This window comes from Actibacterium pelagium (assembly GCF_002285415.1).
Lineage (GTDB): Bacteria > Pseudomonadota > Alphaproteobacteria > Rhodobacterales > Rhodobacteraceae > Actibacterium_B > Actibacterium_B pelagium.
Map to the genome: position 1 here is coordinate 1,191,819 of NZ_NSBU01000007.1, position 12,987 is coordinate 1,204,805.

Genomic DNA, 12,987 nt, shown 5'->3' on the forward strand with positions numbered 1-12,987 from the left:
GGCCGCTTGCGACCGGGCTGAACGTTACATCTACTTAGAGTAGCACCCCGCCCAAGGAATGCGTCGCGCTTTCGACGATGCGGACCTTGGCAACCTCTCCGATCAGATGTTCGGGGGCTTCGGCATAAACCGCGTGCAGGTGGTCAGATTTGCCGACAAGCTGGCCGGGCAGTTTGCCCTTCTTCTCGAACAAGACGCCAACCTCTTTGCCCACCATCGACTGCTGAATTTCCTTCTGCTGTTTGTTCAGCAGGGCTTGCAGACGCTGCAGGCGGTCATCGGCCTCGGCCGCATCGACTTGGGGGCGTTCGGCCGCCGGGGTGCCCGGGCGGGTCGAGTATTTGAACGAATAGCACTGGCCATAGCGGACTTGTTCGACCAGCGACAGCGTGTCTTGGAAGTCTTGTTCCGTCTCTTCGGGGAAGCCCACGATGAAGTCGCCCGAAATCAGGATATCGGGGCGCGCTTCGCGAATGCGTTCGATCACGCGCAGATAGCTTTCGGCGGTGTGACTGCGGTTCATGCGTTTCAGGATGCGGTCGCTGCCGGATTGGACCGGCAGGTGCAGGTAGGGCATCAGCTTACTGCATTCACCGTGGGCAGCGATAAGGTCATCGTCCATATCGTTGGGGTGGCTGGTGGTGAAGCGGATGCGTTCCAGCCCGTCGATGTCGTTCAGCGCCCAGATCAGTTTGGCAAGCGACCAGTCACCGCCCTTGCCTGCCCCGTGGTACGCGTTGACGTTCTGGCCCAGCAAGGTGATCTCGCGCACGCCGCGTTCGACCAGATCGCGGGCTTCTGTCAGGACGCGGTCAACAGGGCGCGATACCTCGGCCCCGCGGGTATAGGGCACCACGCAGAAGGCGCAGAACTTGTCACAGCCTTCTTGGACGGTCAGGAAGGCGGTCGGGCCGCGTTTCGCTTTGGGGCGCGATTTCAGCTTCTCGAATTTGTCTTCCTCGGGGAAGTCAGTGTCGAGCGCCTTCTCGCCTTCACGCGTCTTCGCCTCCATCTCTGGCAGGCGGTGATAGCTTTGCGGGCCCACGACCAGATCAACCATCGGCTGGCGGCGCATGATTTCTTCGCCTTCGGCTTGGGCCACACAGCCCGCGACACCGATTTTCAGATCTGGGTTTTCGGCCTTCAGCCCTTTGAAGCGGCCCAGTTCGGAATAGACCTTCTCGGCCGCTTTTTCCCGGATGTGGCAGGTGTTCAGCAGGATCATGTCCGCGTCCTCGGGGGACTGCGTCTCGACATAGCCCTTGCCACCAAGGGCTTCGGCCATGCGTTCGCTGTCATAGACATTCATCTGACAGCCGTAGGTTTTGATAAACAGTTTCTTGGGATCGGACATTGGGGGTCATCCTCGCGCGTTCGAAGCGCAGGCTTTATACGATCCGCGCGCGTCCCGCAACGCTTGCATTCACGCCCGAATTGCCAGAGGTTGCGCCCCAATACGCGTAACGATCACATGAGCCGATGCTGCACCGATCCCTGACTGCATTTCTGAAAAGCCCTGCCCTGTGGGCCAAGGGGCCACTAGCCCTGATCTTCGACGAAGACGGGGTCGAGGTCGAAAGCACGTTGCGCCATCACCTGAAGCTGGGGTTTGCGACGGTGGCTTTATTCACCGAAGAGCCCGACCTAGTGCCCGAGGACCTGAAAGATCAGGTTGAAACAGTAGACTTCGAAGCCCCTCGCAGGGCCCGCGTGACCGAGGCCGTGAACCGCGTGATCGACGCGGCCCCGGGGCGGTGGATGTTCTACTGCTATAACGCCGAATACCTGTATTTCCCGTATTGTGAGACCCGTAAGGTGGGCGAGTTGCTGACCTTCCACACCGAAGAACGCCGCGACGCGATGCTGACCTATGTCATCGACCTCTATGCGGGCGATCTGGACCAGTTTCCTAACGCGGTATCGCGGGAACAGGCCCTGCTAGACAGCTCTGGATATTACGCTCTTCGCCGCGAGGACCCCGTGAACGGCTATGCGCACAAAGACAGGCAGATGGACTTTTTCGGCGGGCTGCGCTGGCGGTTCGAAGAGCACGTCCCTTGGACGCGTCGTCGGATTGACCGGATTTCACTGTTCAAAGCCAAGGCGGGTCTGGAGCTTCTAACCGACCACACCTTCACGGATGAAGAGTACAACACCTATTCCTGTGAATGGCATCATAACCTGACAGCGGCGGTCTGTTCTTTCCGGGCCGCCAAAGCGCTGAAATCGAACCCTGGGTCCCGAGAAGAGATTACCGACTTCCGCTGGCGGAAGTCGGTTCCTTTTGATTGGCACTCGCAACAATTGCTAGAGCTTGGCCTGATCGAGCCCGGCCAGTGGTTCTGACGCTCAGCGCAGGCAATCCGCAATGGAGGTCGCAAGATCGTCCATCAACTGGCTGTAATGCTGCGAACCCAAGTCGAATTTCGCACCCATCGGATCCAAAACACCCAGCTTCACCTGATCACCCGCAACGGCTTTGATCAGACCATCGTCGAATTGCGGCTCTGAGAATGCGCAGACGACACCCTTTTCCTTCAACTCGTCGCGCAGCTCGGCCAGACGGGCCGCACTTGGCGCGGTTGCATCGCTTAGTCGGATGGCGCCGCTGGCTGTCAGGCCAAAACGCGCCTCGAAATACTGATAGGCATCGTGAAACACGATAAAGGTTTTTTCCCGATGCGGGGCCAGCTTGGCGTTGATCGCTTTGATCTGCTCGTCCAAAGACTCGATCGCGCGGGTTGCGTTCGCCTGATAGGTGACGGCGTTTTCGGGGTCGGCCTCGGCCAGGTGACCAGCGATTGCCTGCAGCCAAAGCTTACCATTCACCGGGTCCAGCCAGACATGGGCGTCCTGCGCACCATCACCGTGGTCGTCGTGAGTGTCTTCCGCGTGCTCGTCCTTTTCGTGGCCTTCATGATCATCTTCATCATGGTCATCGTGGCCGCCTTCATCATGGTCATCGTGGCCGCCTTCATCATGGTCATCGTGACCATCTTCATCGTGACCATGTACAAACACCGCGACGTCACGCGTTGGCAGCAATAGGGTCGGTGGTTCTTCCATCAGCGCCAACGCCTTTGCTTTCGGCGCAATGCCTTCGATCACATCGTGCAACCACGGGGTCAGATCGTCCCCTGCCCAGAAAACGATATCTGACCGCTGCAACGCACGTGCTTGAGAGGGGCGCAACGCGTACCCATGTGGCGAGGCACCGGGTTCGACCAAAAGATCCGGGGTGCCCACACCCTCCATCACTTGGGACACAAGCGAATGGATCGGGGCGACATCAACGGCAACGCGCGGCACATCGGCCATTGCAGTGCCGGCCAGAAGCGAGAAAATTGCGGATGAAAGAATTCGCATTGACAAGTCCGTTATGTTATAACATATGCGCTGGACTTAGCGCCGCCTCCGGCAAGTTGCAAGTGGGTAAATGACGTATGAGCGCCATTGGTTTTGAAGAGCATGATCACCACCATTGTATCGCGGACGCGATGCAAAACGCGGAAGCTTTGTGCGCCACGAACAGCCTGAAATTCACCCCAACCCGCCGCCGCGTTCTGGAAATCCTCCTGGATCGGCATCAGGCCATGGGGGCCTATGATATCCTTGAAGTTCTGGCAGTCGAGGGGATGGGCTCGCAGCCGCCGGTCGCTTATCGCGCGCTGGACTTTCTGGTCTCGAACGGGCTGGCCCATAAGATCGAGCGTCTGAACGCCTATGTCGCCTGCTCGCATCAGGGCGAAGATCACACGCCTGGCTTTATGATCTGCACCGAATGCAAAACCGTGGCAGAGGTGCCCGCGGCCTCGGTCCGGTCCATTTTGGGCGAAGCCGCCAGCCAGACGGGCTTCCGTGTTGACCGCGCCATGATCGAGGCCGAAGGCGTTTGCGCAAACTGTCAGGAACACCCTGCATGAGCTTGATTTCCCTAAAGAATGTCGAAGTCAGACATGGTGAACTGACAGCCCTGCACAGCGTCAATTTTTCGATCGACAAGGGAGAGATTGTAACCGTTGTCGGCCCAAATGGCTCTGGTAAGTCGACGCTGATCCGCACCATTGTTGGGGCGCTGAAGCCATCCAAGGGACAGATGGAACACGCGGAAGGGCTGCGGATTGGATATGTTCCACAGAAGCTTTTCATCGACCCGACCCTGCCGATTTCGGTCAAACGGTTCATGTCCCTGCCCCGATCCTTCCCCCATGCAGATGTCGAAGAAGCCCTGCGCCACACTGGCGCCAGCGGGCTTGCCGACCGCCCGATGAGCGCCCTGTCCGGCGGACAGTTCCAGCGTGTCTTGCTGGCCCGCGCCATTCTGGAGAAACCCGATCTGCTGATCCTTGACGAGGCGACGCAGGGGCTGGATCAACCCGGTGCTGCATCCTTCTATCGTCTGATCGAAACCCTGCGCACCGAGTTGGGATGCGCTGTTCTGATGGTCAGCCACGACCTGCATGTGGTCATGAGCGCCTCGGACCGGGTGATTTGCATGAACGGTCATATCTGCTGCGAGGGCGCACCAGAGGTGGTCGCCAGCGCCCCAGAATATCGCGCGCTGTTCGGCAGCGGCACGGATGGCGCGCTGGCGCTTTATCGTCACACACACACGCACAGTCACGATGGTGACTGCGACCACGATCACGACCATGAGGACCACGCACATGCTGGATGACTTTCTGGTTCGTGCCGCACTGGCCGGGATTGGCATCGCCTTGGCCGCCGCGCCTTTGGGCTGTTTCGTGGTCTGGCGCCGAATGGCCTATTTCGGCGATGCCACGGCCCACGCCGCCGTTTTAGGGGTCGCGATGTCGCTGGCCCTGTCGATCTCTGTCTTCGCGGGCGCCATGCTGGTGGCGCTGATCATGGCGGTCACCGTCAACACGTTGCACGGCCGCGGCCACGCGATGGACACGCTTTTGGGTGTGTTGGCGCACTCGGCACTGGCCTTTGGCCTTGTGGCCGTATCCTTCATCGACGGGGTGCGGGTGGACCTAATGGCCTATCTGTTTGGCGACATTCTAGCCGTCAGCAAGACCGACCTAGCCATCATCTGGGGCGCAGCCCTGACGGTGTTGGCCCTGCTTGGCTGGCGTTGGTCTGCCCTTCTGCTGACAACGCTAAACCCCGAGTTGGCCCGCGCCTCTGGCGTGAATTCAAAGCGGGAAGAACTGATCCTGACGCTGGCGCTGGCTTTGGTCGTCGCCGTTGCCATCAAGCTGGTTGGCGCCCTGCTGATCGGAGCGATGCTGCTGATCCCCGCCGCCGCCGCGCGCCCCTTTGCGCGAACGCCGGAGGCGATGGCGTTCATTGCTGCCGCAGTTGGATCTGTGGCAGTTCTAGGTGGGCTCTCCACATCATTCGCGCTTGACACACCTTCGGGACCAACGATTGTCTGCCTTGCCGCTGTGCTCTTCGCCGCCTCTACCCCTGTAGCCAGACTTCTGCTAGGTCACCGGTAGAAAGCGAGGCACCGAACTGGCGCGGCTCTTCAAATGCCAAAAGCGCATAAATACTTCATGCAGGCCAATTTCAAAACACCGCCCATTTTTTGCTTGGCCCTAGCGGCGGTTTACCCCTTATAAGCGAAGAGTTAAAGCTCTTAGAGCAGCAATGGATAAGCTATGAAAAAAGCTCTGATTACAGGCATCACGGGTCAGGACGGGTCTTATCTGGCAGAGTTCCTTCTTGAAAAAGGTTATGAGGTGCACGGGATTAAGCGCCGCGCCTCGTCGTTCAACACGCAGCGGATCGACCATATTTATGAAGACCCACATGTCGATAACGCGCGGTTTAAACTGCATTATGGCGATCTAACGGATTCTTCTAACCTAACCCGCATTCTGTCCGAGGTTCAGCCGGACGAACTGTATAATCTGGGGGCTCAATCCCATGTGGCTGTTAGTTTTGAAAGCCCGGAATATACTGCAGATGTTGATGCCCTCGGCACCTTGCGCTTACTCGAAGCGATCCGCTTTTTAGGGTTAGAGAAGAAGACACGCTTTTATCAAGCTTCGACCTCGGAACTTTATGGACTTGTGCAGGAAACTCCTCAAACAGAGACCACGCCATTCCACCCGCGCAGCCCCTATGCTGTAGCCAAGATGTTCGCCTATTGGACGGCCGTGAACTATCGCGAGGCCTATGGCATCTTTGCTTGCAACGGCATCTTGTTCAATCACGAGTCGCCTCGCCGAGGCGAAACTTTCGTGACCCGTAAAATTACACGTGGCCTCGCCAATATCGCACAAGGTCTTGAGCCCTGCCTATACATGGGCAATATCGACGCTCTTCGCGATTGGGGCCACGCTAAAGACTATGTTCGCATGCAGTGGTTGATGTTGCAGCAAGACGCGCCCGAGGATTTTGTAATCGCGACGGGTAAGCAGTTTTCCGTGCGCCAATTCATAAAATGGAGCGCCGCAGAGTTGGGTTTGACGTTGCGCTTTGAGGGTAACGGTCTTGACGAAATTGGCATTGTCGATGCAATCAAGGGCGAAAATGCCCCCGCTCTGTCGGTTGGCGATACCATTCTACGGATCGACCCACGCTATTTCCGCCCGGCGGAAGTTGAAACGCTGCTTGGCGATCCCTCCAAGGCCAAGCAAAAGCTGGGCTGGGAACCTAAAATTACTGTGCAGGACATGTGCGCTGAGATGGTGGCTGAGGACCTGAGGAACGCGCAGCGTGACCGGCTTTTACGTGAGCATGGGCTGGAACTGCCCGTGTCGACCGAGGGTTAGGCTATGCGCAAGATCTTTCTAGCCGGGCATAGGGGCATGGTGGGAAGCGCACTTCTACGCCGATTGCAAGAAATGAATGAACAGGTTTTGACCCGGACGCATGCAGAGTTAGACTTGACTGAACAAGCCGCTGTACGCGATTTCATGCAAGCTGAGCGTCCCGACGTGGTCATCCTCGCCGCCGCCAAGGTGGGCGGCATTCACGCCAACAACGCATACCCTGCCGATTTTATTTACGAGAACCTAATGATTGAGGCCAATGTGATCCATCAGGCCTTCGCCGCCGGTGTGCAAAAGCTTTTGCAACTTGGCTCTTCCTGCATCTATCCGCGTGAGGCTGAGCAACCAGTGCGTGAAGACGCGCTGCTGACCGGCCAACTGGAACCGACGAACGAGCCATATGCCATCGCAAAGATCTCGGGAATCAAACTGTGTGAAAGCTATAACCGGCAACATGGGGTGGATTATCGTTGCGTGATGCCAACCAACCTCTATGGACCGGGCGACAATTTTCACCCGGAAAATAGCCACGTGATCCCTGCCCTGATCCGCCGCTTCCACGAGGCGGTCTTGGCTGGCGATGAAGAGGTGACGATATGGGGCACTGGAACCCCGCGCCGTGAGTTCCTGCATGTAGATGATTTGGCCGCAGCCTCGTTGTTTGTGCTGGATCTGCCAAAGGAAGTGTACCAGGCAAACACGCTGCCCATGCTCAGCCAAATTAATGTAGGCGCAGGTGCCGACATCTCGATCAAAGAGCTGGCAAAGAAGATTGCGGCAATCATTGGGTTCGAAGGCCGGATCACGACCAACCCAACCAAGCCCGACGGGACGCCGCGCAAGTTAATGGATGTCTCTCGTCTGACAGAAATGGGCTGGCAAGCGCAGATAGGTCTGGATCAGGGTCTTGCCGCAACGTACCAATGGTTTCAGGACAACGCTGAAACTTTCCGCCGATAGGGGGGGCGATGACCAATACCATTCACCCTGTTCTTCTTTGCGGCGGGTCCGGCACCCGGCTTTGGCCTCTGTCACGTAAATCCTACCCCAAACAGTTTGCGAAATTGACGGGCGACGAAAGCCTTTATCAGGCCTCCGCCCTGCGCCTGTCGGGCGAAGGGTTCGGTGCACCAACCGTTGTGACGGCCTCAGACTTTCGGTTCATTGTGATTGAGCAGTTGGCGGCGCTGGAAATCCCTCTGGCAGACATTCTGATTGAACCCGCGCCAAAAAACACGGCCCCTGCTGTGTGCGCCGCCGCCCTTGCGCTGGAGGCACGGAACCCTGGCGCCCTGATGTTGGTCGCGCCTTCGGATCACGTGATCCCAGATGGACCGCGGTTTCATTCAGCGATTCATGCGGCAGCACCAGCCGCCATGAGTGGGCAGCTTGTCACCTTCGGCATTCGCCCAGATCGCCCAGAAACCGGCTATGGCTGGTTAGAGCTCTCTACCCCAACGGCCGATTTCGACCCGGCCCCGCAACCACTGAAAAACTTTGTTGAAAAGCCCGATCAAGAGAAGGCTCAGGCGCTTCTGGACGGTGGAATGCACCTGTGGAACGCAGGCATCTTCCTGTTTTCGACAACAACCATCTTGGAAGCTTTTGCAGCCCACGCGCCGGAGGTTCTGGAGATCACCCGAAAGGCATTTGAGGCATCAGAAGCGGACCTATCCTTCACACGCTTAGAACCAAAAGCCTGGTCGGAATTGCCAGATATCTCGATTGACTACGCGGTGATGGAACGCGCATCGAACTTAACAGTCGTGCCCTATGCAGGGTCATGGTCCGACTTGGGCGATTGGCACTCGGTTTGGCGCGAAGCCGGGGCCGACGAGACAGGCACTGTTACCGCTGGCCCCTCGACTGCGATTGACTGCGAAAACACGCTGTTACAAGCCACAAGTGAGGCGCAGCAATTGGTGGGCATTGGGGTCAAAGACTTGATCGCAGTGGCTATGCCTGACGCGGTTTTGGTCGCCCATAAGGACCGCGCGCAAGACGTTAAGAACGCCGTTGCCGCGCTGAAAAACAAGAAAGTTCCACAGGCCGACACCCTGCCCCGCGACTATCGCCCATGGGGTTGGTACGAAAGCCTTGTGATCGGTCCAAGGTTTCAGGTTAAACGGATCGTGGTCTATCCTGGGGCATCGCTGAGCCTACAGAGTCACAACCACCGCGCAGAACATTGGGTTGTTGTCGAAGGAACCGCCAAGGTCACGATCGACGAGCGTGTCGAATTGGTGAGTGAGAACCAGTCTGTCTATATCCCCTTGGGAGCCGTCCATCGGATGGAGAACCCCGGGAAAGTGACCCTGACTCTAATTGAGGTGCAAACTGGCAGCTATCTGGGCGAAGACGACATAATCCGATACGAGGATATTTATGCCCGGGGGCAAGGGGCCAAGGGATGAGCGAACTCACCTGTTTCAAGGCCTACGATATTCGGGGCCGACTTGGGGTCGATCTGGATGAAGTCATCGCCTACCGCATAGGGCGCGCCTTTGCTGAAGCACTGAATGCCAAAACGGTGGTTCTGGGGCGCGACGTGCGGGCCTCTTCCATGGCACTGGCAAACAGTGTCGCCGACGGGCTTCGGGATCAAGGTTGTGATGTGCTCGACCTTGGCCTGTCCGGTACCGAAGAAATGTATCACGCCACCGCGCATCTAACTGCTGACGGTGGAGTTTGTGTCACAGCCTCTCACAACCCGATGGACTACAACGGCATGAAGATGGTGGGCGGGGGCTCTGCCCCTTTGGGTGCAGAGACGGGGCTGGCACAGGTTAAAGCATTGGCCGAAGCTGCTAAGTTTACAGATGCCGAGGTACGTGGATCTCTGACCGATGCGTCCATCGCAGCACGTGCAGCTTATGTCGACACGATTTGCGGCTTTGCAGACCTTTCTGCCCTGAAACCACTGAAAATCTTGGTCAACGCAGGACACGGCACCGCTGGCCCAACCTTTGACGCCATTGCGGACCGTCTTAGCGCGCTTGGCGCTCCTTTGAGTTTCGAGCGCCTGTACCACGATCCAGACGGCACCTTCCCCCAAGGCATCCCGAACCCGCTGTTGCCAGAGAACCGCCCGGCCACGGCGGATGCCGTGCGTGCCTCTGGGGCGGATTTCGGTGTTGCCTGGGACGGGGATTTTGATCGATGCTTCTTCTTCGATCACACGGGTGCATTCATTGATGGCGAATATGTTGTTGGCCTTCTGGCCGAGGCGTTTTTGGCCAAAGACCCCGGCGCCACGGTCATCCACGACCCGCGGATCATCTGGAACACGCAAGACCTTGTGGCGCGGGCGGGCGGGCGGGCGGTGCAAACGCGTACCGGGCACGCTTTCATCAAACAAGCCATGCGTGACGAGAACGCCGTCTATGGCGGCGAGATGTCGGCGCACCATTATTTCCGCGACTTTGTCTATTGCGACAGCGGAATGATCCCATGGCTTCTCATCGCTGAACTGGTCAGCCGAAACGGCCCACTTGCCGGGCTGGTTGCCGACCGCAAAGCGGCCTTCCCATCGTCCGGTGAGATCAACTTCAAGCTGGACAATCCCAAAGCCGCCATTGCGAGGGTATTGGCTGTATTTGAACCCAAGGCCCAGGCCATCGATCGGATGGACGGGTTTGGCTTTGACCTTGGCGACTGGCGTTTCAACCTGCGTAGCTCAAATACCGAACCGGTTGTCCGACTGAATGTCGAAGCCCGGAACAACGCCGATTTGGTCTCAATGGGGGTTGAGAGCGTGACCAAAATCCTGTTGCGATAGGCATACATCCAAACACCGAAACCAAAACCGGAGCATTCTTGCAGCCCAAACCTCTCTTCGTACGATTTGTAACACGCAAATGGTCCCCGGCTGTCGGCGGTATGGAGACTTATTGTCTGCGGTTGACCGAACAGCTGCAAAAGCATTGCGAGTTGGACATCATCGCTCTGCCCGGTGAGGTCAACGGCGAGAGCCCTTCTGGTGGGAAACTATTTTTTTTCGGGTTGAGAACAGCGGTCCGCTTAGCTTTGGTACGTCGCAAGGCCGACGTAACCCATATCGCGGATATGGCCTCGTGGCCTCTTGGCGCAATTGCCGTATGGTCTGGAAAAACAAGGCGTGTAGTGCTTTCGGCGCATGGTTCAGACGTCAGGTATGCCCTGCGTAACGGCTGGCGTTGCCGCCTGTACCGTAAATATCTAGGTTTTTGCCGGCGTCTACTGCGCGATGCTACTTTTATCGCCAATTCCAAGGCTACAGCGGATGCTCTAGACCAGCTAGGGTTCCAGCAGGTTTGTATCATACCCCTTGCTGCCCAATCGGTAGAGCAAGCCGCTCCTCCAAACCCAAAGCGCTACATACTATTTGCAGGTAGGATTCTACCTCAGAAAGGACTTTCTTGGTTCATTGAATACGTTTTGCCCCAACTTCCGCACGACATCAGCCTGCGCGTAGCAGGTACGGTTTGGGACAAGAAAGAGGCCGCCTGCCTAGAAGTCGACCGAGTAAAACATATGGGGGCCCTTGATTTCGAGGCGTTGCAGATCGCCTATCGCGATGCGCTTTGCGTGATCCTGCCGAACTTGATTGCAGACGAGGGTTACGTTGAGGGGTTCGGGCTTGCTGCACCTGAAGCGTCTGCCGCTGGCGCTGTCGTACTGGCTGCAGATAGCGGAGGTTTGAAAGACGCGGTTATTCATGGTGAGACAGGCTTCTTGCTGCCTGGTGAAGACGAACAAGCTTGGGCTGATAAGATCCAAGCTATCGCGGAATGGGATACCGCAAAACGAGATACATTCATCGAACAGTCTCAGCAGACCTGCCGTATATATTTTTCCTGGGAGCGGGTCGCGCAAGCGACCTTGGCTCTATATTCGAAGAGCGGTCATCGCTCGCAGCGATTAACAGCCCAAACAGAGAATTGACAATTAACTTGCCTCTTCACAATTACTCTCGTTCGATGCTGGATGAAATTGGTGACAAACAAGAATGGATGATCCCTTGAAAGTGTTGCACATAGTCGGGGGCAATCTGAACGGCGGCGCGGCTCGTGGAGCGCTAGTCTTGTCGAATTCGTTAAGGGAATTGGGTGTCGATAGCCATCTGGTGTGTTCTGACCCAAATCTTAATTGCACGGATGAGACTTCCAGCATTTCCACCACACCGATTGAGCGCCTAGAAATGCACATCCGGTCCAAAATCGAGTCCTTGCCTAAATATGCCTTTCCACATCGAGAAGGTGGCCTGTTCAGTCCCGGCTACGTAGGGAAGGATTGGACAAAGACAGAACAATACAAGCAGGCCGACATTGTCCACTTGCACTGGGTAAATCGCGGAATGCTGTCGATCGAAGGGTTCAACAAAATTACGAAGCCCTGTGTATGGACGCTTCGCGACATGTGGCCCTTTACAGGTGGCTGTCATTACTCGATGGAGTGCAGACGGTATGAAACATTATGCGGGGCTTGTCCAAAACTCGGTAGTAACAAAAGTCATGACTTTTCCACAAAAATTCAACGCCGCAAGATGGATTGGAACCTGGAACAAACCACATTTGTCGGGATTAGCGACTGGATTTCGTCCTGCGCAGCAAAGAGCTCTGTTCTAAAGGAACAAGACATTCGAACGATTTACAATTCGATTGACACCAGTGCCTTCTTTGGAGCGCCAAAAAAAGAAGCCCGCAAAAAACTTGGCCTGCCTTTGGAGCGACCAATCTTACTACACGGCGCTTTGTCGTTATCGGATGCCTACAAAGGAAGCGCTTTGTTGGAATCTGCGAAGAAAAAACTTTCGGTTCATGGGCTTTACACTTGCTCGTTTGGAGCGATCGGCGACCGTATAGAAATTAAATCCGACAGAAACTTTGGCCTGCTTCAAGCAGATGAGACACTTAGATTGCTCTATTCTGCGGCAGATGTTTTGGCATTTCCATCTGTTCAAGAGGCGTTCGGTAAAGTCTTGGCCGAGGCGATGGCATGTGGAACCCCAGCCGTGGTCTTTGGCGACACGGGCCCTGGCGAAATTGTAAAGCATAAGGCTAGCGGATATGCAGCAGTGCCGTTTGACGTAGAGGACTTTGCTCGGGGAATTGAATGGCTGTTAGCTGATAGACACCGCTTGGATATGATCAGCGATGAGGCAAGGTTACAGGCTCACCAGCGCTTTTCTCCAAAAGTCGGGGCAATGAAGTATTTGAGTCTCTATGATGGATTGCTTGGCAATAGTTGATTGATTTTCGAC

At 56.5% G+C, this 12,987-nt stretch carries 12 protein-coding genes; 10 read left to right on the forward strand and 2 right to left on the reverse strand.

Annotated elements, in window-relative coordinates; all coding sequences use genetic code 11:
- Positions 1 to 34 precede the first annotated feature (34 nt).
- Positions 35 to 1,354, reverse strand: coding sequence for a tRNA (N6-isopentenyl adenosine(37)-C2)-methylthiotransferase MiaB (miaB, locus tag CLM58_RS14820; RefSeq protein ID WP_095596648.1), 1,320 nt, complete (start codon positions 1,352 to 1,354; stop codon positions 35 to 37).
- 125 nt (positions 1,355 to 1,479) lie between these two features.
- Here miaB and CLM58_RS14825 point away from each other — a divergent pair, with 125 nt between their 5' ends.
- Positions 1,480 to 2,346 carry a glycosyltransferase family protein gene (locus tag CLM58_RS14825; RefSeq protein ID WP_095596649.1) on the forward strand — a complete coding sequence of 289 codons (867 nt, stop codon included), beginning with the start codon at positions 1,480 to 1,482 and terminating at the stop codon, positions 2,344 to 2,346.
- A 3-nt stretch (positions 2,347 to 2,349) separates the two neighbouring features.
- On the opposite strand, the gene CLM58_RS14830 is transcribed toward CLM58_RS14825, so the two are convergent.
- Positions 2,350 to 3,366, reverse strand: a complete 1,017-nt coding sequence (locus CLM58_RS14830; protein ID WP_229666086.1) for a zinc ABC transporter substrate-binding protein — start codon at positions 3,364 to 3,366, stop codon at positions 2,350 to 2,352.
- Positions 3,367 to 3,443: 77 nt separating this feature from the next.
- Here CLM58_RS14830 and CLM58_RS14835 point away from each other — a divergent pair, with 77 nt between their 5' ends.
- From CLM58_RS14835 to CLM58_RS14875, 9 genes are all read left to right on the forward strand, one after another.
- Positions 3,444 to 3,923, forward strand: a complete 480-nt coding sequence (locus CLM58_RS14835) for a Fur family transcriptional regulator (protein WP_095596650.1) — start codon at positions 3,444 to 3,446, stop codon at positions 3,921 to 3,923.
- On the forward strand, positions 3,920 to 4,678 hold the full coding sequence (locus CLM58_RS14840; RefSeq protein ID WP_095596651.1) for an ATP-binding cassette domain-containing protein: 759 nt from the start codon (positions 3,920 to 3,922) through the stop codon (positions 4,676 to 4,678). Before CLM58_RS14835 ends, CLM58_RS14840 begins: the two co-directional genes overlap by 4 nt.
- Positions 4,668 to 5,465: a metal ABC transporter permease gene (locus tag CLM58_RS14845; protein ID WP_095596652.1), complete on the forward strand. Its 798-nt coding sequence runs from the start codon at positions 4,668 to 4,670 to the stop codon at positions 5,463 to 5,465. The genes CLM58_RS14840 and CLM58_RS14845 overlap by 11 nt, the downstream gene beginning before the upstream one ends.
- Before the next feature lie 162 nt (positions 5,466 to 5,627).
- Positions 5,628 to 6,746 (forward strand): GDP-mannose 4,6-dehydratase, encoded by a 1,119-nt coding sequence (gene gmd / locus CLM58_RS14850; RefSeq protein WP_095596653.1) that lies wholly within the window; start codon positions 5,628 to 5,630, stop codon positions 6,744 to 6,746.
- 3 nt (positions 6,747 to 6,749) lie between these two features.
- Complete coding sequence (gene fcl / locus CLM58_RS14855) at positions 6,750 to 7,706, forward strand: GDP-L-fucose synthase (RefSeq protein ID WP_095596654.1); 957 nt, start codon at positions 6,750 to 6,752, stop codon at positions 7,704 to 7,706.
- Between the two features lie 8 nt (positions 7,707 to 7,714).
- Positions 7,715 to 9,160, forward strand: coding sequence for a mannose-1-phosphate guanylyltransferase/mannose-6-phosphate isomerase (locus CLM58_RS14860; protein ID WP_095596655.1), 1,446 nt, complete (start codon positions 7,715 to 7,717; stop codon positions 9,158 to 9,160).
- Positions 9,157 to 10,524, forward strand: coding sequence for a phosphohexomutase domain-containing protein (locus CLM58_RS14865; RefSeq protein WP_095596656.1), 1,368 nt, complete (start codon positions 9,157 to 9,159; stop codon positions 10,522 to 10,524). The genes CLM58_RS14860 and CLM58_RS14865 overlap by 4 nt, the downstream gene beginning before the upstream one ends.
- Before the next feature lie 101 nt (positions 10,525 to 10,625).
- Complete coding sequence (locus CLM58_RS14870) at positions 10,626 to 11,669, forward strand: glycosyltransferase family 4 protein (RefSeq protein ID WP_095596657.1); 1,044 nt, start codon at positions 10,626 to 10,628, stop codon at positions 11,667 to 11,669.
- Positions 11,670 to 11,733: 64 nt separating this feature from the next.
- On the forward strand, positions 11,734 to 12,975 hold the full coding sequence (locus CLM58_RS14875; protein WP_095596658.1) for a glycosyltransferase: 1,242 nt from the start codon (positions 11,734 to 11,736) through the stop codon (positions 12,973 to 12,975).
- The last annotated feature ends 12 nt before the right edge of the window (positions 12,976 to 12,987 follow it).

What these genes read in the sequence shown, in the direction of transcription:
- miaB (WP_095596648.1), bottom strand. Translation starts at nt 1,354, where the DNA reads ATGTCCGATCCCAAGAAACTGTTTATCAAAACCTACGGCTGTCAGATG.
- CLM58_RS14825 (WP_095596649.1), top strand. Translation starts at nt 1,480, where the DNA reads ATGCTGCACCGATCCCTGACTGCATTTCTGAAAAGCCCTGCCCTGTGG.
- CLM58_RS14830 (WP_229666086.1), bottom strand. Translation starts at nt 3,366, where the DNA reads ATGCGAATTCTTTCATCCGCAATTTTCTCGCTTCTGGCCGGCACTGCA.
- CLM58_RS14835 (WP_095596650.1), top strand. Translation starts at nt 3,444, where the DNA reads ATGAGCGCCATTGGTTTTGAAGAGCATGATCACCACCATTGTATCGCG.
- CLM58_RS14840 (WP_095596651.1), top strand. Translation starts at nt 3,920, where the DNA reads ATGAGCTTGATTTCCCTAAAGAATGTCGAAGTCAGACATGGTGAACTG.
- CLM58_RS14845 (WP_095596652.1), top strand. Translation starts at nt 4,668, where the DNA reads ATGCTGGATGACTTTCTGGTTCGTGCCGCACTGGCCGGGATTGGCATC.
- gmd (WP_095596653.1), top strand. Translation starts at nt 5,628, where the DNA reads ATGAAAAAAGCTCTGATTACAGGCATCACGGGTCAGGACGGGTCTTAT.
- fcl (WP_095596654.1), top strand. Translation starts at nt 6,750, where the DNA reads ATGCGCAAGATCTTTCTAGCCGGGCATAGGGGCATGGTGGGAAGCGCA.
- CLM58_RS14860 (WP_095596655.1), top strand. Translation starts at nt 7,715, where the DNA reads ATGACCAATACCATTCACCCTGTTCTTCTTTGCGGCGGGTCCGGCACC.
- CLM58_RS14865 (WP_095596656.1), top strand. Translation starts at nt 9,157, where the DNA reads ATGAGCGAACTCACCTGTTTCAAGGCCTACGATATTCGGGGCCGACTT.
- CLM58_RS14870 (WP_095596657.1), top strand. Translation starts at nt 10,626, where the DNA reads ATGGAGACTTATTGTCTGCGGTTGACCGAACAGCTGCAAAAGCATTGC.
- CLM58_RS14875 (WP_095596658.1), top strand. Translation starts at nt 11,734, where the DNA reads ATGGATGATCCCTTGAAAGTGTTGCACATAGTCGGGGGCAATCTGAAC.